Source organism: Puia dinghuensis (genome assembly GCF_014642875.1).
Taxonomy (GTDB): Bacteria; Bacteroidota; Bacteroidia; order Chitinophagales; family Chitinophagaceae; genus Puia; species Puia dinghuensis.
The window spans coordinates 357691-376129 of record NZ_BMJC01000004.1; the positions used below are offsets into that span (position 1 = coordinate 357691).

Genomic DNA, 18439 nt, shown 5'->3' on the forward strand with positions numbered 1-18439 from the left:
AAAAGACAAGGGTTACTTAATGGCGTTGATTGAAATTCAATTATCTAAATCTTTGGCCAGAGCTCTGCGGCTGCCACGGAAATCACCTCAGCGGCAGCAACTGAAGGTATTAAGGAAGTTACTTAAAAAGGCAAGATTCACCGAATTCGGACAGGAATACCGGTTTGACGAGATCTTGCTGAGTCGTCATCCCGGAAAGAAATTCCAGGAGATGGTGCCTACCTTTGACTACAATAAGATTCATGCCGCCTGGTGGAATAAGACTTTGGAAGGGAAGGCGGATGTGTGCTGGCCGGGAAAGATCAAATACTATGCGCTTTCTTCCGGGACATCGGAAGCGGGGAGCAAATTTATTCCCATCACCAACGATCTGTTGCGGGGCAACCGGATCGTGATGATCAAGCAGCTGCTGACGTTGCGCACTTACCGCGATATACCCGTCAAGAGTCTCGGCAAGGGTTGGTTGATGATCGGCGGCAGCACCAGTCTGCAAAAAGGCGCGGGCTACTATTCCGGCGATCTCAGCGGCATCACGGCCCGCAAGGTTCCCTTCTGGTTCCAGCCCTTTTATAAGCCGGGGAAGAAGATCGCTCGCACAAAGGACTGGACAAAGAAACTGGAAGAGGTGGTCAGGCTGGCGCCGCAATGGGATATCGGCTTCCTGGTCGGGGTGCCCGGCTGGATCCAGCTGTGCATGGAAAAGATCGTCGAGCGGTATAATCTTAACAACATCCACGAGATCTGGCCCAACGTGGGATTCTTCGTACACGGAGGCGTTTCCTTCGAACCCTATCGCAAAGGTTTTGAAAAGCTGCTCGGCAAGCCGGTGACCTATATCGAAACCTATCTTGCTTCCGAAGGGTTCATTGCTTACCAGGATGTCCAAAATTCCCGGGGAATGCGGCTGGTCACCAATCAGCATATTTTCCTCGAGTTCGTACCGTTCGACAACCGGAATTTCGATGCCGATGGTAACCTGGTGGAGAACCCGGAAGTGTATATGATCCACGAGGTGGAGGAAGGACGGGATTATGCATTGCTGCTTAGCACAAGCGCCGGCGCTTGGCGTTATCTCATCGGGGATACGGTGCGATTCGTGGATAAAGAGCGCTGCGAGATCATTATCACCGGAAGGACGAAACATTTTCTGAGCCTGGTCGGCGAACATCTCAGCGTAGACAACATGAACAAGGCCGTGCAGCTGGTAACGGAAGAATTGAACCTTTCCATCACGGAATTTACGGTGGCGGGGATTCCTCATGGCCTCTTTTTTGCACATCAATGGTGGTTGGGCTGTAGTGATCAGGCGGACGAAGCGCTGCTGCGGCAGAAGATCGACGACAAGCTGAAAGAGCTGAATGATGACTATGCCGTCGAACGGGACAGCGCTTTAAAGGACATCTATGTAAAGGTGCTGCCGGAAGAAAAATTCATGGAGTTTATGCGCCTAAAAGGGAAAATAGGCGGTCAACATAAATTTCCCCGGGTTCTGAAGGGAAAAATGCTGCTCGATTGGCAAAAATATCTGGAGACAGGAAGCATCTAGCGAAATGTTTATATCATGTTGGAGTCCGTTATAAAAGGATTGGCCCTGGGTTTTGCTCTTGCCTTATCGGTAGGGCCGATCATTTTTACCATCATCAAACAAAGCCTGAACAATGGTCATAAAGGCGGCTTCAGCTTCGTCGCCGGCGTATGGGTCAGCGATATTGTCCTGGTGGTGCTTAGTAATACGCTGACGGCGGTGGTCTCCTTGCTGGACGAACATAAACAGGTGGTCGGGACGCTTGGCGGCCTTTTTCTCGTGATCATGGGGCTCTATTTTATTTTTTGGAAAAAGGTGACGATGGCGAAAGATGGGGTCGGCACCGAGGCCCGCTTTCGGAAGCGCGATATGGCCCGGATCTTTGCTTCGGGCTTTCTCATCAACACCCTCAACCCGGGGGTTATTTTTTTCTGGCTCGGCAATACGACCCTGCTTGCCGTCAACCACACGCTGCGGGAGCGGACTATTATCTTTTCCACCTGCCTGCTGATCAATATGGCGGCCGATGTTGGGAAAGTGATGATGGCCGGCAAATTGCGGAATAAGCTGACGATACACACCCTCACCGTTATCAATAAGATATCAGGCACTCTGCTTATCGTTTTTGGTGTTGCGCTGGCTTATGGCGTCATTTTCCTGCATAAGGGGAAATAGCTCTTGTTAAGAGCGCGTTAACAATCGACTTGCAATTGTCTTTGTATGTTTGAGCTTCGTACTGTTATTGCTATGCGCAAAATCGTAATATTATTCCTTTGTATAATCCCTTTTCTGGGTCACGCACAGAATGACGTTCTTGTTCTGACCAGGCGAGGATTTCATGTGCGTTCGTATACGGTAGGCGACCACATTACTTTTGAGACGGTTTACGGCCAGTGGTTTGACGGCAACATCGATGACCTCCACCGGGATACGGTCTATATGAACGGCCAGGCCTTTAGCTATAAGGAAATTGGTGCGATCAAAAGGGAGCGGACCAAATGGAACAATAAGGTCAACGGAGTCCTGCTGACCACGGCCGGTGTGGGCTTATTCGCCATCGGCGCCATTAATGGCGGCATCCGGGGAGATGCGGCCAAACAATGGTATACGACATCAGGCTATATTGTGGGCGGCGCCCTTATTGCCGGCGGAGTGGCCCTCATCGTGACATCAAAAAAATATTATCCCCTGGGCGGGCGATACAAGTTGCAATATTTGCAGATCGGCCGGCACTAGGGTATATTGCGGTATGCCCATCAAAACAAAAGGACTGGTCCCCCGCGCCTGGCGCATCCTCAAGCGTGTCGTTATCTTCCTTTTCGTCTTCCAGCTATTTTATTTGCTTCTCCTGAAATGGGTCTATCCGCCGATCACGCTAACGCAATTAGGCAGCTTGCTGGGAGGTGACGGGCTGAAGCGAAGCTATGTGTCGATGAAAGACATCTCGCCTTACGCAAAGCTTGCCGTTATCTGTTCAGAGGACCAGCTTTTCCCGGATCATGACGGTTTTGACTTCAAATCCATCGAAAAGGCGATGAAGCATAACCAGAAGAGCAAGTCGTTGCATGGCGCCAGCACCATCAGCCAGCAGGTGGCGAAAAATGTCTTTCTCTGGCAGGGCCGCAGCTGGCTCCGGAAGAGCCTCGAAGTCTATTTCACCTTTATGATCGAATGGATGTGGGGGAAGAAAAGGATCTTGGAGATGTATCTCAACGTCAGTGAGATGGGGAAAGGGGTCTATGGCATTGAAGCCGCATCGCACAGCAATTTCAATAAGCCGGCGCGCAACCTTAGCCGGCTGGAGGCAGCAAAGATTGCCGCCTGTCTGCCCAATCCGAAAGTATTTACCATCAAACCGCTCTCGAATCGTGTGGCGACCCGCAGCGTCTGGATCATCGGCCAGATGGGGATTCTGCAGAACGACCCGGATATTCAAAAGCTATTGCAATAGCAGCCGCCCCACAGCCGCGATGCCATTGGCGATGCGCTCTTCACCCTGACCGCCGATCTCTGCCCATGGGGTGGATTGATTGATGAGGCAGTCTTTATAGATGTGAAACAGCTGGTCCCGGGCCGATCCCTCGGGATATTCGCGGAGAGGATCGGGCGCCCAGGGCAGGTCTGTCCGGCACAACAGATAAGCATCGTACTGGCGGGTAACGATCTGCTCCAGGATCCAGGATTCACAGCGGCCAAAAACGAACTCACTCCACACCTTCATAACATACATATCGGTGTCGACAAAGAGCAGGGGCTTGCCTGCGGCCACGGCGTCCATGGTGTACCGGTCTTCCAGGGCCAGCTGTCCCCGGGCGATGACAGAAAGATCTTCCAGGCGATAGTTCGTCCCATTCGTGGTGAGGTATTCGCGGGCGTATTCGGGTACCCACGCCGTCCCGTAGTGTTCGGCGAGGGCTTCACACAGCGAGGACTTACCCGTGGATTCCGGTCCGACAATGACTATTTTCTTAAGTGGCGGCATAGTCTGAATGTTTTGCCCGTTTACGCCATTCCATCAATCCTCCCACGGCGATGATCAGCAGGATGAGATAATAGACGCTGGTAAAGACAAGATGTTTTACAAAATACAGGGGTATCGAGGCGAGATTGGTAGCGATCCACCAATACCAGCTTTCCACCTTTTTGCGGGTCATCAGCCACATCCCGGTATAGGCAGATGCCGAGGCAAAAGCATCGGCCCAGGGAATGGCTTGCGCGGCGAAGCCCCTTTTGACATATATCAACGCCAGGAACAGGACGAGATAAAACCCCGCAAAAAACCCACACTCTACAAGCCACTCCCGCGTCGTCGAAAAACGCACCTTCAACACCGGCCGCTTTTGGCTATCGACCCGGGTCCAGGCGTACCAGCCATAAATATTGAGCACGGTATAATACAGGTTGACACTGGCCTCCCCGAAAAGGGAAAACTGAAAACTGAGCCAGATATAGGCGATGGTATTGAGTAACCCCGTCGGATAGACAAGAATGTTCTCGGTGCGGCTGTACCAGACACTCAGGATGCCGGCAATGACGGCAAAGAACTCTACCCAGCCGGTATGTTGCAGGTCGGAAAGAAATTGTCGATATAATTCAGGAAGCATTACTCGGATTCGGCCACGACTTCCTTAACCTCGGGGATCATGCGCTTCATCATACTTTCGATGCCGGCTTTTAGCGTGATCATGGAAGAGGGACAGCCCGAACAGGAACCCTGTAGCATCAGGTTGACAACGCCTTCGTTGTAGCTCCTGAACTGGATGGCGCCACCGTCCATTTCCACGGCGGGCTTAACATAGTTTTCCAGCAGCTCTTTGATGCGTTTGACCACATCGTCGTCATCGGCGTCGATGGCGTTTCCTTCGGATCTGGTAACGACGACTTCTTCCTCGTTGATGACGGATTTACCTTCTTCGAGATATTCTTTCAGAAACTGGCGGATGGCGGGGATGACATCGTCCCAGTCGGTGTCGGCAGTCTTTGTGAGCGTGACAAAATTGCTGGCGATGAAGACGCTCTTGATAAAGGGAAAACCAAACAGTTCTATAGCCAGGGGAGAGGGTTTGGCGGATTCGACATCCGGGAAATCGATGATCTTACCGGGGTATAAAAGCTTGTTGGCCACGAATTTCATGGTTTCCGGATTCGGAGTCATTTCAGTATAGATGCTGATCACCGGGTTGCCTGTTTTGATCATAAGAGCGCTATTTAGCAGGTACAAAGTTAACAAATTGCGGGCACCACTGGTTACACGATCGGGAAATTCCTGGGCCGCCGGGAAAGCCGGTAGTTGAGGATGTGGGCAGTCACGATCAACACGACCGCAAAGGGGAGGAGCGCCAGCTCGAAATGGTGCCATATTTGCTTGGAAACCAGAAAGATCATTCCGCCAAGGAAGAGAAGCCAGGGCATCAGGTGCTGATGATGATGGCGGAATCCATGCCACATTGCCCGGGTGCCTATGACAAAAGCCAGCCCGATCATCCCATTTTCAAACAGGGGATTGTGAATGATATTGATCCCCAAAACGGGCAGGGTCGCTATCACCAGGGGAAGGATAGCGCAGTGAATAGCACAGAGAACTGAGGTCGTGACGCCCAGAGCATCCCAATTGATCTTCTTGAACATGATTAGCAGCCGCCAGGAAAAAGGCGAAAGCAAAAATAATTCACTTGCAACAATGTTGCAAATATTTTTCCATGACCGAAAAGTGCGACCTTTATACCATCATGAAAAAGAAGAAGATCATCTTTCTGGCCGGGTTTTTTATCCTTTTGTTTGTTGGTTTTTACTTTACTCTTGTCCGGATCATCCCCGGATTTGGCGAACCCGAGCTGCCTGTGATAAGCTATGTACCCGCTTTTTCTTTTAGTGACCAGGAAGGTCAGCCGGTGACAAATAAAGATGTTGAAGGCAAGGTCTATGTTGCCGAGTATTTCTTTACCACCTGCAGGGGCATCTGTCCAAAGCTGAACACCAACCTGAAAGATGTAGCGCATGACTTCGCGGGCGAATCCGACTTTCGCATCCTCTCCTATACCGTTGACCCGGAGACGGACAGTGTAGGCCGGATGAAGGTCTATGCAGACTCGCTTGGCGCGGATGCAAAGAAATGGTTCTTTCTCACCGGTCGCAAGGACAGTCTCTATCATTTGGCACGCTCGGGCTATCAGCTGGACGATCCCAAGAACAATGCGACCAATATCAACGAACAGTTTCTGCATACCCAGTTTCTGGCGCTTGTTGATAAAGGCGGTAGGGTGAGAAAGATCTATGACGGATTGAAAAAGGACGAGCTGGCCGATCTGGAGAAGGACATCCGTACCCTCCTGAAAGAGAAAGCAACCGCGCCGCGTTTTGCAAATGGTTTGTTTAACAATAATCCGGGTTGATCAGACCCGCTACACAATATGAGCGAAAAGAAAGCAGAGGAGCTCCTGAAAAAAAATCAGTTGAGCATCACCGGTGGCCGGCGGAAAATACTGGAACTTTTCCTCCAGCACGATGGGGCTCTGTCTCACGGCGATATCGAGAAGAAAGCCGGAGAGAAATTCGATCGTGTCACGGTATATCGAACACTGCAAGCCTTCCTCGAAAAAGGATTGATTCACAGTATACCGACGTCGGATAATTCTATACGTTATGCGTTATGTAAAGACGAATGCTCCGGTGGACAACACCGCGATGATCATGTTCACTTCATTTGTAACACCTGTGGTAATACCATTTGTCTCGAAGACGTGACTGTGCCGGCGATAAAGTTGCCGCGTGGATATGTGACCGAGCAGGTGGAAATGCTGGTCAGCGGGGTGTGTAAGAGTTGTAATCGATAACCGCGGAAAGTGGCCCCCAGCCTAAAAGAGAAAGCCCCGATGTAGAAACACCGGGACTTTTGGTTAAGGCTCTGATTAGTAGCTTCTTTATGTTTTTGAAGACATTTTTTGATTGACTCATTGCAAATATAGCCGGAAAAAAGCATACGAACAAGCGATCTAAGTACTACTTTCAGGGTATTTTTCTTAAAATTTTCTGCTTCAAATTTTTTGCATTTCCTCACTGACAAATGCCATCAGCTCTTTGATGTGCTCTTTCGAAAAGTTGAACTTCAGGCCGGCGGCATCGTACAATTCCGGCAGCGTACGTGTCCCTCCGAGGCTCAGCGCCTGGACATAATTACTTAACGCCTTCTCTTTGTTCTTCTTATACTGCATCCACAGACCGATGGCTCCTAATTGTGCGATACCATATTCGATATAGTAAAAAGGCACTTCAAAAAGGTGCAGCTGTTTCTGCCAGCCGAACTCCCGGTAATGCTCAAGACCTGTCCAGTCAATAGATTTCGAAGAAAACTCATCCAGGGTTGCCAACCAGTTTTGTTTTCTTTCTTCCACGGAGTGTCCCGGATTTTCGTATACCCAATGTTGAAATTTATCAATGGTTGCTATCCAGGGGAAGATGCTGATCACTCGCTCCAGCTGGTGCTCACGCGCTCTTGCTAAATCGTTTTTATTCTCGAAGAACAGCTCCCAGTGATCCATGCTAAACAATTCCATCGACATGCTGGCTACTTCGGCTATCTCCATGGGGTATTCCTTGAAAGCGCTAAGCTTCAGCGGGTGAGAAAGGAAGGAGTGGATGGCGTGGCCGCCCTCATGAACCATTGTCGTCAGATCGCCCATCTGGCCGGAGGCGTTCATGAAGATAAAGGGGGCCCCCGTTTCTGCTAACGGACAATTGTAGCCGCCTGGCGCTTTGCCCTTCCGGCTCTCCAGGTCGAATCTTCCCATCTGCTGCATCGTCCGGAGGCAATCTCCGAAAAAGGGATCCAGCCGGTCGAAGGCGGCGGTGGTTTTCGTCAGGAGATCCTGCCCGTTGGTAAATGGCCTGAGCGGTTCCGTCCCTTCCGGCTCGGCTTCCCCGTCCCATGGCCGCAGCGTATCGAGACCCAGTTTCTTCTTCTTCTTTTCATTGATAAGGCTCACCAGGGGAACGACATATTCCCTTACGGCTTCATGAAAGCGGAAGCAGTCCTCCTTGGTGTAGTCAAAGCGCCCCAGCTCTTCAAATTTGAAATCCCGGTAGTTGGCAAAACCCGCATTTTGAGCCATGCGGTGCCTGATCGCTATCAGTTTGGAATACAAGTCGTTCAGTGCGTCCTTATCCTGCAGCCGCCGATCCTGCATCTTCCGGTAGACGGTTTCGCGAAGCGGCCGGTCGGGGTTTTCCAGGAATTTCGAGGCCTGCTGTAGCGTATACTCCTGCCCGTTAACTTCCACTGTCATTTTGCCAGAGATGACACCAAACTGCTGACCCATTACGCTGGCCTCGGCATAGAGGGAGATATTCTCTTCGCGGAAGAGCTCTATCCGCTTCCTGACACTGCGCAGATAAGTAAAATATTCCTTCTGGTCAAGCTCCCGCGTATGCGGGTTTTCCACGAGTCGCCGGTTGAGCCGGTCGGCATATGGCTGTATCTTAGGCTGTATCTCCAGGCAGAAATAGTTAAATGCCGCTTCCAGCTGCTTGTTCTCCGTGTCACAGGTCATTTTGATCTGGCGCCAGCAGGAATCTTCGCTCACGACGGCTTCCAGTTCGCTGATATCCAGCAACCATTTCTCCAACTGCTCGCGGGTGTCCAGCGGTCGCTCGTCAAGGTCGCGGAAATATGGCTCCAAGCCCGGCCAGTCCGTCAGCACATAACCGGCGGGCAGAAAATGCCGCTGGGGCTTTTGTAAATTAGCGGTAGGCATAATAATTAGCTTTTCTTTTTTGCCACTTTCTTTGGCTTTTCTGCTATCTTTTCATCCTTTTCTTCCTCTGCTTTTTTCTTCGGGGCAGCCTTCTTCGCCTTTGGTTTTTCAGCAGCAGGTGCTTCTTTAGCAGCAGGCGATTCCTTTTCCGCTACTTGCGATTCTTTTGCAGCCTTCACCGCTTTTTTTGCAGGTGCCGGTTTTTCTTCCTTTTCTTCCGGCGCCGGTGCTGCTACTTCCACAGAAGCAGCTTCTTCCTCCGGCTCGGGTTCGGTCAACTTGATCTCTATATTATTTGTTTTCAAAACGCTGAACCATTTGACCATCTTCTTCAGGTCGCTGCTGTACACCCGTTCGAAATCCAGATCCGGGTAGACCTTGGTGAAATAAGCCTTGAGAGCGGCATTATCCTTTTCATCGGGCAGCTTTTCCGGACTCGCTTCCATCGCCTTCAATACATCTACCAGATTGACATTGTCTCTAACGGTATACACTTCGATACTTTCGAGGTGCGAAAAATTGTGGCTCCGGCTGGCGACAAAACGAGTAGTCTTATCATCCAGCGAACGGACGATAGCACCATCCGATTTACTGCTTAACAACTCGTACAAGCCCGGCATCCCGGTGACTGCAATGATCTTGTTATATTCCATAATTTAAAATCTACCCCCTTTTTGGGGACATGCAAGTTAATGTTAATCGCTCATTTAAGGACAATTATTTTCCCTGCAAAGCTGGATCAGACAAGGTTTGCTCTATTCCATTCTTCAGGGTTGCATAATCGGTATATCCCCGGGTGAGCAGGTAAAACTTCGAATCACTCACCTGTAAAAATACGGTCGGGAAACCATTTACCCTCAATTGTCGTACCAATGCGAATTCATCATAAGCCTTTTCCTTATACGCAGGATGATGCAGCTTGCCATAGAACTCTTTTTCAGGGATACGATACTTTTCCAGCAGGTGGCGATAGGCTTCATCATCGGTGAGATCGCGCCCCTCATAGTGCAGGGCATATTGCAATTCACCCGCAAAGAGCACGGCCTCGTCGGGATAGTAATCCTTAAAAACACAAAGCGCAATCGCCGGTTTCTCCGAATTTGGATACCAGTCGCTTTCCTCCGGGTTGTTGATATGCCAAAGCCAGTCCCCGCCAAAACGGATGCCTGTTCTTTCTTCCACCACCTTGTAAGCCGAACGGATGTAGTCCGCTATCACCCCGATGGGCTGCGGCTTTTCGGGCAGGATCATCCCACCGGAAAGTACTTCAAAAGCAAACCGGTTGCGATATTCTTCGAAAATGCGCCTGATCACAGGGCTAAAGCCATAACACCAGCCACAGTAGGCGTCGTAACAATAATATACTGTCATGTTAATGTCAGGGATGGTCGGTCAGCAAAATTCGCCCATCCCTGACATTTCGCCAATGATGGGCCTTCGGCCGAAACGCCGGAGGCGTTTCAACGAATTTGCCGGGGATTTCCCCGGCAAATGTAAAATTTCTTCAACTTGTTTAGTGCCTGCGGCCTCCGCCGCCCCCGCCTCCGCCAAAGGAACGACCACCGCCACCGCCACCACCGCCACCGCTGGGCCTGCTGAACCCGCCACCACTCGGTCTGGCGCCACCGCCACCACCGCCCCCGCCGAAGCTCCGCGTCTGCTGGAAGTTCTGCGTCCGGGTAAAGCCGCGATCGCGCATCTGCTGGTCCCGGTTGAGGCCCTGTTGCACCTGAGGACTGTTGTTGCTCATCGGCCGCCAGGAGTTGTTCGACCGCTGCTGCCATTGATTCGTGGCCTGGTTGTGCTGATATACATTGCCGCTGCGATCGGAAAAGACATTATTGTTGGTTGGTCTTGAGAAACCATTGCCGGGAGCACCAGGTCTTCCACCCTGCGGGCTAACCGGTCTGTTGAATCCGGGTCTGCCGCCACCTGCACTATTGAAACCGGGCCTTCCGTTGTTGTAGGAGACGGGTCTGCCGATAGAAGTGCGGTTATAGAAGGTATGGTTATCACGGGTGACGATACCACCACGGCCGGCATAAATATTCGTATGGAAGTTGTAGTTGTTGTTCACATAGATGTTGCGGTTGCGGTAGTAGTTGGCGCCATAAAAGCCATAGCTTCGATACCCGCTCCACGCATAGGCCGGGCGGTACGCATGACAACCCCACCAGCCGCCGCCACCCCAGCCACCCCAGTAGCCGTAGTGGAAGCCGATGCCATAGTGGAACCAGCCAAAGCCATAGCCATATCCAAGCGTCCAGCCGGCCCAGGGATTATAGCAGACGCCAAACCCCCATGACCAGGGCCGGGGATAATAGTACCCATCCCACCAGGGATTATAATAGAAGCCCGTACCATAGACCACCGTGGGGCCATAGATATAGGTGTTCAGGTAACCTGGCGTATAGCCCATGTAAACATAGTCGGGGGTTACGTCATAGATATATACATACTTGATGTTGTACAACGGAGAAGAAGGCGGAATCTGGTCTACGTCTTCAGGCCGTTCGGTCGCCACCGTCCAGGGACCATTGGGGTTGTCCGACTGGTACCATACCCCGTTGTCCACGCTATAGTAGGTATCACCATCCTTTATCACAGAGGAACCCGTATTCGTCGCATATTGCATGTCGGTACCCTGCAACGGGGCAAACTGCGGGTCACCGTTATAGTTGACAGATGTAGAGGCCGTATTACGATCTACCTTGGCCGTCTGCGGAACCTGCGCATCCATAATCGCTTCGCGGGCTGCATCCGTACCGGCTACACTGGCCAGCACATTGTCTTTCGGGCTGCCTTCGGGGATCTTGGCAAAGTCGGCCGGCAACGCATTGCTGGCTACATAATGCCATCCACCTGTAAGCGAACCCGAAGTATACCAGCGACCGGAAATAAGGACAAAATAGTTGCCCGAACCCTGGTCCTGGAAAATATCGTTGGAAGAGTTGCTTGCATAAGAAAGGCTCGTATTGGGAATAGCCGTGAAATTGGGCTTTCCATTAGTCTGGATCAGCTCGGCAGGCGAAGTGCTGACGATGATGTCCGAAACCATATTTTCATTCGCGGCCGTTGTCGAGTCGGTATACCCTGCATTGCTGCTGTTGGCATTGTCGACTGCCGTCTGCACCTGGTTCAATTCGGCGGGAATATTGCCGGCAGAGCTATACGGACCGGTAGCAGACTGTGCCTGGTACCAGTGCTTGCCGCCATAAAGATAGAAGCCGCCGTTGTTGGCCTTGACGATCGTGAAGGGACTGTTTACCACTACATCGAGCCCCCAGTCCTTATTGTTTTGCATCTTGGGCTGCCCGTCGATCGACACCAGCAGGGTCGGATGATCGCTGTAAATGATCCGGGGTGCGGCCGTATTCAGGTCTTTCGATAATTTCTTTTGCTCGGTATTCTGGTCGAGGGAAGAGAGCAGCTCGTCCAACGAGAGATCGCCGGCGGCCTGGGGCAGATTGGCTTCCAGCGCCGTCTTCAGGCTGTTGGTAAAGTTGTCATCAGACTGCCCGGGAAACTTTATGTTGGGCACCTTGACAGACTGGATGACGACCCGGCGGTTGTCCCTGTCGGTTTCCACATTGGCTACCGACCAGAACGTACCAAACACCGGGTCCGACTTGCCCTGCGGCAAAACGGAGATAGCCCAGCGGGATTTCAGGACATTGTCCGAAAAAGACTCCGGCTGGGGCTGGAAGATCTTGACGACAGTGCCGTCATCGGTCGTGAAGCTTCGGGGCCATTCCTGCTGCTGTTGCTGACTGGTGGGCGGTGGTCCGTCCTGCTGTTGGGCAGGGGCGGTACCTGCCAATAGGATGAAGGCCAGCAGCATAGAGAATGAAATATGAATGCTTTTCATATGTTTTTGTTTATATAATTAGAGTACTAAACCTATATATAGACTCCACAAGGACGGCAAAGTTTGTTGCCATTTACAAATGAGATGTTAATTAGATTAGTGAGCCTCAAGCCAGTTGACCCCAGATCCCATCTCTGCGGTGGCCGGGACGTCCTGGGGCAGGGGTAACGCGGTTTGCATACAACGCATTATTATGGGTTTAATTATATCAAGCTCAGCTTTATAAGCGTCGAAGACCAATTCGTCGTGTACCTGCAGGAGCATCCTCGATCTAAGCCCCTGGCGGGCAAATTCTTCATGGATGCGGATCATGGCCAGCTTGATCATATCCGCCGCCGTGCCCTGGATGGGAGAGTTGATGGCATTTCGTTCCGCAAACCCCCGTACGGTGAAATTGGCGGAGTTGATGTCTTTTAGCCATCTTTTACGACCCATCAGGGTTTGCACATAGCCGCATTCCCGGGCGAAATTGATCGTATCATCCATATACTTCTGGATGCCGGGGAATTGCGCCTTGTAATTGTCGATAATCTCCTTTGCCTCCGTCCGGCTGATACCCAGGTTGTCGGCGAGACCAAAGGCGCCCTGGCCATAGATAATGCCGAAATTGACGCTTTTGGCCTTATACCGCATCTCCTTCGTCACGGCCGACTCTTCCACGCCAAAGACCTTTGCTGCCGTGGCCGTATGGATGTCCTTGCCCTCCCGGAAGGCCGCGCACATGTTGGGATCACCGCTGATCGCGGCGACGATGCGCAATTCTATCTGGGAGTAGTCGGCCGACACCAGGACAAAATCATCATTGCGGGGGATAAAGGCTTTGCGGATCTCCCGGCCCCGTTCGGTACGGATGGGAATATTCTGCAGGTTAGGGTTGTTGCTGCTGAGCCGGCCCGTCACTGCAACGGCCTGGGCATAACTGGTATGTACACGCCCCGTCTTGCGGTTGATCATCTGCGGCAGCGCATCGACATAGGTCGACTTTAATTTCGTAAGCTCCCGGAAGGCCAGGATGTCATCGACGATCTGGTGCTTCACCGCCAGTTTTAACAACACATCTTCCCCGGTGGCATATTGACCCGTCTTTGTTTTTTTGGCCTTGGGGTCCAGCTTCATCTTTTCGAACAAGATCTCGCCCAGCTGTTTTGGCGAGGCCAGGTTAAAGCGCTCACCTGCTTCCTGGTACACCTTCTCCTCCGCCTGGCGGGCATCGCGTTCAAGCTCCTTGCTGTATTCCAGCAGGAAGTCGGTGTCGACCTTCACACCTTCGAACTCCATGTCGGTAAGCACCTTCACCAGGGGATTCTCTACTTCATAAAACACCTTCTCCACTTCCTTCGTCTTCAGCTGAGGCAAGAATATATGTTTAAGCTGCAACGTGATGTCAGCGTCCTCGGCAGCGTAGTCCTTTATTTTCCCCAGCTCTACATCGCGCATATTTCCCTGGCCTTTGCCTTTCTTGCCGATAAGTTCTTCGATGTGCACCGGTTCATATCCCAGGTATTGCGCGCTGAGAAGGTCCATTCCGCGTTTGCCTTCCGGCTCGATGACATAATGCGCAAGCATCGTATCGAATATCTGTCCTTTTAGTGTAACGCCGTACCACTTCAGCACCAGCAAGTCGTATTTCAGATTCTGACCGATCCAGACGATCAAGGGAGATTCGAACAGCGGCCGGAAGGCGTCAATGATCGCTTGCGCGCCCTTGCTGTCTGGTGGACACGGGACATACCAGGCTTCCCCGGCCTGCACCGCAAAACTCATCCCGACGATGTCTACGTCGTTGGCGTCGATGCCCGTCGTTTCCGTGTCGAAGCAGACCTCCTTCTGCGGCAGTAATTTTTCGACAAGGCTTTTGATCGCCGCCTCGCCGACGACAGCGGTATAGACATGCGTTGTGTTATGGATATTCTTTCCTGCCGGAGGGATGAAGCCTTCTCCTTCTTCACTCTTCAGGTCTTCTTCCCCTTTTTCCACGGCTGCTTCCTGCCGGGTGCTGGCTTCTTCTAATTTGTCTGTGGCTGGGCTGGCTTTGCCTCCGCCTCCTGCCGTTGCTCCGGCGCCTGCTGCTGCGGGCCCGCTGCCGCCTGCCGCGCCCGCCTTCTTCTTGCCTGACGGCGGGTTCACTGCATTGCCGAAGAGATCTTTCTGCACGCTTTCCGGCGCATTATAGCCGGGTGCAAAGCTGTCACCGAGGATCCGTTTGCCGAGGGTCTTGAATTCGAGCGCGCCGAAGACCTCGGTCAGGGCCTCGCGGTTCCAGTCCTTCAGCATGAAATCCTCTTCATGGAATTGCACGGGAACGGAGGTGATGATCGTGGCCAGCTTCTTGCTCATGATGGCTGCTTCCTTGCCGCCGCGCACTTTCTCACCCATTGCGCCTTTGATGCTATCGGCATTGGCGAGGACATTTTCTACCGTTCCGAATTCGGCCAGCAGTTTGGCGGCGGTCTTCTCGCCGACGCCTTTTATTCCCGGGATATTATCGACGGCGTCGCCCATCAGTCCCAGGATGTCGATCACCTGTGAGACGTCTTTGATGTTCCATTTTTCACAAACTTCCTTCGGTCCCAGTATCTCCGCCGGGCCGCCCTGGTAGCCGGGCTTATAGATGCGGACCTTGTCGGTCACCAGCTGTCCGTAATCCTTGTCGGGGGTGACCATATACACTTCATATCCTGCGGCAGCGGCTTGTTTGCTAAGCGTACCGATGACGTCATCGGCTTCATACCCGTCCACTTCCATGATGGGGATATTAAAACCCCGGATGATCACCTTGATGTCGGGCAGGGCGCTCAACAGGTCTTCGGGCGCTTCCTGCCGGTTGGCCTTGTAGTCCGCAAAGTCGGTATGCCGTTCGGTCGGCGCCTCCGTGTCGAAGCACACAGCCATATGCGAAGGATGCTGGTTGTTGATGAGTTCCAGCAGGGCATTGGTGAACCCGAATTGTGCATTGGTGTTGCGGCCCTTCGTGGTAAGCCGCGGATTGCTCATCAATGCGTAGTAGGCGCGAAAGACAAGCGCCAGCGCGTCCAGGAGAAATAGTCTCTTATCCGTATTTTCCATGGTAGCGAAATTAGGCAATAAACACAGATGGTGCTCTTTGCTGGCCGCTAATAATTTTAGTTTTTTGATTGGTTGAAATGCTACATTTGTATAACTTAAATTTATCTTATGAGCAATATAAAATTATTCGAATCACAGAAGATACGGAGTCAATGGGATGCGGAGAAGGAGAAGTGGTATTTTGCGGTGGTGGATATTATTGCGGTTCTGACCGAGAGCCCACGCCCGAGAAAGTATTGGAATGCGCTGAAAACAAAGCTTTCAGAAGAAGGAAGTGAACTGTCCCAAAACTTGGGACAGTTGAAAATGGAAGCTGAAGATGGCAAGATGAGGATGACAGATGTTGCTGATACTGAGCAACTTTTGCGCGTCATTCAATCCATCCCCTCGCCCAAGGCAGAACCCTTCAAACAATGGCTTGCCAAGGTGGGCTATGAAAGGATCGAAGAAGCACAGGATCCCCAAAAATCTATTGACCGGGCCATGGAAAACTATCTAAAGCTTGGCTATTCTAAAGAATGGATCAATCAACGGCTGAAAAGCATAGAGATCAGGAAAGAGCTAACCGATGAATGGGAGACCAGGGGCGTAAAAAAGGGGCAGGAGTTTGCTACCCTGACTGACATCATTACCCAGGCCTGGAGCGGCAAGATGGTAAAGGAGTTACGCCTTCATTTCCTTTAGCTTCTTCTGCAATCCGAACATCTCATCCCGCAGTCTTGCGGCCTCCATGAAGTCGAGGTCGCGGGCGGCTTTTTCCATGTCTTTTTTGGTGCGGGCGATGGCCTTTTCCACCTGCGGAATGGTCTGGTAGACCTCCTGATCTTCGGCTACCACCGAAACGAGTTCGTCATCGGGTGCCAGCGCATAGGGATCGCCAGGGTTGTAGCCCTTGATATCCAGCACCGAAGTCTGGGCGAAGACCTGCTCCTTGGATTTTTTGACGGTGCGGGGGGTGATACCGTGCTGTTCGTTGTGGGCAATTTGTTTTTCCCTTCGCCGCAGGGTCTCGTCCATGGTCTTTTGCATGCTCTCGGTGATGATGTCGGCATAGAAGATCACCAGCCCATCCACATTACGGGCGGCCCGGCCCGCCGTCTGGGTCAGCGATTTTTCGTTGCGCAGAAAGCCTTCTTTGTCGGCATCGAGGATGGCCACAAGGGATACCTCGGGGAGATCGAGCCCTTCCCGCAACAGGTTGACGCCGACGAGCACATCGATCTCGCCGAGCCGAAGCTGACGCAGGATCTCTACCCTCTCGAGGGTATCCACTTCGCTATGGATGTATTTAGACTTGATGTCGATGCGATGCAGGTATTTGTCCATTTCCTCCGCCATCCGCTTCGTCAGCGTCGTCACCAGCACCCGGTCGCCTTTCTTTACCCGCTTATCAATCTCGTCCAACAGATCGTCTATCTGGTTGGCACTGGGCCTTACCTCGATGGGCGGGTCAAGCAGCCCGGTAGGCCGTACCACCTGCTCCACGACGACCCCTTCGGTCTTTTCTAATTCATAGTCACCCGGTGTAGCAGAGACATAGATCGTCTGGCCCGTCAGCGATTCGAATTCGTGGAAGTTGAGCGGCCGGTTGTCGAGCGCGCTCGGAAGGCGAAAACCGTAATCCACCAACACCAGCTTGCGGCTGCGGTCGCCGCCATACATCCCACTGATCTGCGGAACGGTCTGATGACTCTCATCCAGCACGAGCAGGAAGTCCTTAGGGAAATAATCGAGCAGACAGAAAGGCCTTGTCCCGGGCTGCCGCCGGTCGAAAAACCGGGAATAGTTCTCCACACCGTTGCAATATCCCAGTTCCCTGATCATTTCCACGTCATAGTTCACCCGTTCGCTCAGCCGCTGCGCCTCGATATATTTTCCGACATTCTTAAAATAGGTCACCTGTTCGGCCAGTTCGTCCTGGATCTCACTGAGAACCTGGTGGATAATATCCTTTGGCGCCAGGTAGAGGTTGGCGGGGAAGATAGCAGCATTGTCGATCGCGGCGATGCGCTTGCCCGTCTGGATATCAAAGCTTTCGATGGAGTCGATCTCATCGCCGAAGAAACTGATCCGATAGCCATAGTCGACATACGGCAGGTTGATATCCACCGTGTCGCCCTTTACCCGGAAACTACCCCGGGCGAACTCTATCTCGCTGCGCTTGTACAGGGAGTTCACCAGCGAATGCAGGAACCCCTGGCGCGAGATCACCTGCCCTTGCTGCAGTCGGACGATGCCATTCTCGAATTCGGCGGGATTGCCGATACCGTAGATACAGCTTACAGACGCAACGACGATAATATCCCTGCGGCCGCTGAGCAGCTGGGTCGTCGCCTGAAGCCGCAGTTTTTCCAGCTCCTCGTTGATGGAGAGGTCTTTTTCAATGTAGGTATTGCTCACCGGCATATAAGCCTCGGGCTGGTAGTAGTCGTAGTAAGACACAAAATAGCCGACGGCATTGTCGGGGAAGAATTGCTTAAACTCCCCATACAACTGCGCGACAAGCGTCTTATTATGCGTCAATACCAGCGTGGGCCGTTGGACATTCTCGATGACATTGGCGACAGTAAAGGTCTTTCCCGAACCCGTGACACCCAGTAAAGTTTGATAGCGCTCTCCTGTGAGTATACCTTCCGTCAGCTGACGGATCGCTTCCGGCTGGTCGCCGGATGGAGGAAAAGGTGCGTTAAGTTTAAACCGCATAGGACAAATTTACCGATTATTTGTCAA

The 18439-nt window shown here is 52.1% G+C and carries 17 protein-coding genes; 7 read left to right on the forward strand and 10 right to left on the reverse strand.

Annotation, left to right across the window (positions count from 1 at the left end):
- Window positions 1-19: 19 nt before the first annotated feature.
- The 4 genes from IEY39_RS19375 (at window position 20) to mtgA (ending at window position 3476) form a co-directional block, all read left to right on the forward strand.
- Entirely contained in the window at window positions 20-1546 is a 1527-nt protein-coding gene (locus IEY39_RS19375) for a GH3 family acyl-acid amido synthetase (protein WP_188934664.1), read from the forward strand.
- A 15-nt stretch (window positions 1547-1561) separates the two neighbouring features.
- Window positions 1562-2200, forward strand: a complete 639-nt coding sequence (locus tag IEY39_RS19380) for a LysE family translocator (RefSeq protein ID WP_188934666.1) — start codon at window positions 1562-1564, stop codon at window positions 2198-2200.
- A 72-nt stretch (window positions 2201-2272) separates the two neighbouring features.
- Window positions 2273-2761, forward strand: coding sequence for a hypothetical protein (locus IEY39_RS19385; RefSeq protein WP_188934668.1), 489 nt, complete (start codon window positions 2273-2275; stop codon window positions 2759-2761).
- A 13-nt stretch (window positions 2762-2774) separates the two neighbouring features.
- Window positions 2775-3476 carry a monofunctional biosynthetic peptidoglycan transglycosylase gene (mtgA, locus tag IEY39_RS19390; RefSeq protein ID WP_188934670.1) on the forward strand — a complete coding sequence of 234 codons (702 nt, stop codon included), beginning with the start codon at window positions 2775-2777 and terminating at the stop codon, window positions 3474-3476.
- Here the strand turns inward: mtgA and IEY39_RS19395 are convergent.
- Genes IEY39_RS19395 through IEY39_RS19410 form a run of 4 tightly spaced genes read right to left on the reverse strand, consistent with a single transcriptional unit; the run spans window position 3465 to window position 5653 of the window.
- Window positions 3465-4007, reverse strand: a complete 543-nt coding sequence (locus IEY39_RS19395; RefSeq protein ID WP_188934672.1) for an AAA family ATPase — start codon at window positions 4005-4007, stop codon at window positions 3465-3467. The two genes, mtgA and IEY39_RS19395, sit on opposite strands and share 12 nt — an antisense overlap.
- Window positions 3994-4629: a nicotinamide riboside transporter PnuC gene (pnuC, locus tag IEY39_RS19400; RefSeq protein ID WP_188934674.1), complete on the reverse strand. Its 636-nt coding sequence runs from the start codon at window positions 4627-4629 to the stop codon at window positions 3994-3996. Before pnuC ends, IEY39_RS19395 begins: the two co-directional genes overlap by 14 nt.
- The gene (locus IEY39_RS19405) at window positions 4629-5222 is read right to left on the reverse strand and encodes a NifU family protein (protein ID WP_188934675.1); all 594 of its coding nucleotides are present in this window, start codon (window positions 5220-5222) and stop codon (window positions 4629-4631) included. Before IEY39_RS19405 ends, pnuC begins: the two co-directional genes overlap by 1 nt.
- A 50-nt stretch (window positions 5223-5272) precedes the next feature.
- Entirely contained in the window at window positions 5273-5653 is a 381-nt protein-coding gene (locus IEY39_RS19410) for a MerC domain-containing protein (RefSeq protein ID WP_188934677.1), read from the reverse strand.
- Window positions 5654-5724: 71 nt separating this feature from the next.
- On the opposite strand from IEY39_RS19410, the gene IEY39_RS19415 reads away from it, so the two are divergent.
- Window positions 5725-6417 carry an SCO family protein gene (locus IEY39_RS19415; protein ID WP_229688991.1) on the forward strand — a complete coding sequence of 231 codons (693 nt, stop codon included), beginning with the start codon at window positions 5725-5727 and terminating at the stop codon, window positions 6415-6417.
- An 18-nt stretch (window positions 6418-6435) separates the two neighbouring features.
- Window positions 6436-6858: a Fur family transcriptional regulator gene (locus IEY39_RS19420; RefSeq protein WP_188934679.1), complete on the forward strand. Its 423-nt coding sequence runs from the start codon at window positions 6436-6438 to the stop codon at window positions 6856-6858.
- A gap of 201 nt (window positions 6859-7059) precedes the next feature.
- Here IEY39_RS19420 and IEY39_RS19425 read toward each other — a convergent pair whose 3' ends face one another.
- The 5 genes from IEY39_RS19425 to polA form a co-directional block, all read right to left on the reverse strand.
- Window positions 7060-8775, reverse strand: a complete 1716-nt coding sequence (locus IEY39_RS19425) for a M3 family oligoendopeptidase (RefSeq protein WP_229688992.1) — start codon at window positions 8773-8775, stop codon at window positions 7060-7062.
- Window positions 8776-8780: 5 nt separating this feature from the next.
- Window positions 8781-9428: a DUF5606 family protein gene (locus IEY39_RS19430; RefSeq protein WP_188934681.1), complete on the reverse strand. Its 648-nt coding sequence runs from the start codon at window positions 9426-9428 to the stop codon at window positions 8781-8783.
- Between the two features lie 64 nt (window positions 9429-9492).
- Window positions 9493-10146: a DsbA family protein gene (locus IEY39_RS19435; protein WP_229688993.1), complete on the reverse strand. Its 654-nt coding sequence runs from the start codon at window positions 10144-10146 to the stop codon at window positions 9493-9495.
- Window positions 10147-10288: 142 nt separating this feature from the next.
- Entirely contained in the window at window positions 10289-12643 is a 2355-nt protein-coding gene (locus IEY39_RS19440; protein WP_188934683.1) for a hypothetical protein, read from the reverse strand.
- A 96-nt stretch (window positions 12644-12739) separates the two neighbouring features.
- Window positions 12740-15709 carry a DNA polymerase I gene (polA, locus tag IEY39_RS19445; protein ID WP_188934685.1) on the reverse strand — a complete coding sequence of 990 codons (2970 nt, stop codon included), beginning with the start codon at window positions 15707-15709 and terminating at the stop codon, window positions 12740-12742.
- 108 nt (window positions 15710-15817) lie between these two features.
- On the opposite strand from polA, the gene IEY39_RS19450 reads away from it, so the two are divergent.
- The gene (locus IEY39_RS19450) at window positions 15818-16393 is read left to right on the forward strand and encodes a BRO family protein (protein ID WP_188934687.1); all 576 of its coding nucleotides are present in this window, start codon (window positions 15818-15820) and stop codon (window positions 16391-16393) included.
- On the opposite strand, the gene uvrB is transcribed toward IEY39_RS19450, so the two are convergent.
- Entirely contained in the window at window positions 16373-18412 is a 2040-nt protein-coding gene (gene uvrB, locus IEY39_RS19455) for an excinuclease ABC subunit UvrB (protein ID WP_188934690.1), read from the reverse strand. The genes IEY39_RS19450 and uvrB overlap by 21 nt on opposite strands.
- Between the last annotated feature and the right edge of the window lie 27 nt (window positions 18413-18439).

Coding starts and splice junctions, on each gene's coding strand:
- IEY39_RS19375 (WP_188934664.1), top strand. CDS start 20: ATGGCGTTGATTGAAATTCAATTATCTAAATCTTTGGCCAGAGCTCTG.
- IEY39_RS19380 (WP_188934666.1), top strand. CDS start 1,562: ATGTTGGAGTCCGTTATAAAAGGATTGGCCCTGGGTTTTGCTCTTGCC.
- IEY39_RS19385 (WP_188934668.1), top strand. CDS start 2,273: ATGCGCAAAATCGTAATATTATTCCTTTGTATAATCCCTTTTCTGGGT.
- mtgA (WP_188934670.1), top strand. CDS start 2,775: ATGCCCATCAAAACAAAAGGACTGGTCCCCCGCGCCTGGCGCATCCTC.
- IEY39_RS19395 (WP_188934672.1), bottom strand. CDS start 4,007: ATGCCGCCACTTAAGAAAATAGTCATTGTCGGACCGGAATCCACGGGT.
- pnuC (WP_188934674.1), bottom strand. CDS start 4,629: ATGCTTCCTGAATTATATCGACAATTTCTTTCCGACCTGCAACATACC.
- IEY39_RS19405 (WP_188934675.1), bottom strand. CDS start 5,222: ATGATCAAAACAGGCAACCCGGTGATCAGCATCTATACTGAAATGACT.
- IEY39_RS19410 (WP_188934677.1), bottom strand. CDS start 5,653: ATGTTCAAGAAGATCAATTGGGATGCTCTGGGCGTCACGACCTCAGTT.
- IEY39_RS19415 (WP_229688991.1), top strand. CDS start 5,725: ATGACCGAAAAGTGCGACCTTTATACCATCATGAAAAAGAAGAAGATC.
- IEY39_RS19420 (WP_188934679.1), top strand. CDS start 6,436: ATGAGCGAAAAGAAAGCAGAGGAGCTCCTGAAAAAAAATCAGTTGAGC.
- IEY39_RS19425 (WP_229688992.1), bottom strand. CDS start 8,775: ATGCCTACCGCTAATTTACAAAAGCCCCAGCGGCATTTTCTGCCCGCC.
- IEY39_RS19430 (WP_188934681.1), bottom strand. CDS start 9,428: ATGGAATATAACAAGATCATTGCAGTCACCGGGATGCCGGGCTTGTAC.
- IEY39_RS19435 (WP_229688993.1), bottom strand. CDS start 10,146: ATGACAGTATATTATTGTTACGACGCCTACTGTGGCTGGTGTTATGGC.
- IEY39_RS19440 (WP_188934683.1), bottom strand. CDS start 12,643: ATGAAAAGCATTCATATTTCATTCTCTATGCTGCTGGCCTTCATCCTA.
- polA (WP_188934685.1), bottom strand. CDS start 15,709: ATGGAAAATACGGATAAGAGACTATTTCTCCTGGACGCGCTGGCGCTT.
- IEY39_RS19450 (WP_188934687.1), top strand. CDS start 15,818: ATGAGCAATATAAAATTATTCGAATCACAGAAGATACGGAGTCAATGG.
- uvrB (WP_188934690.1), bottom strand. CDS start 18,412: ATGCGGTTTAAACTTAACGCACCTTTTCCTCCATCCGGCGACCAGCCG.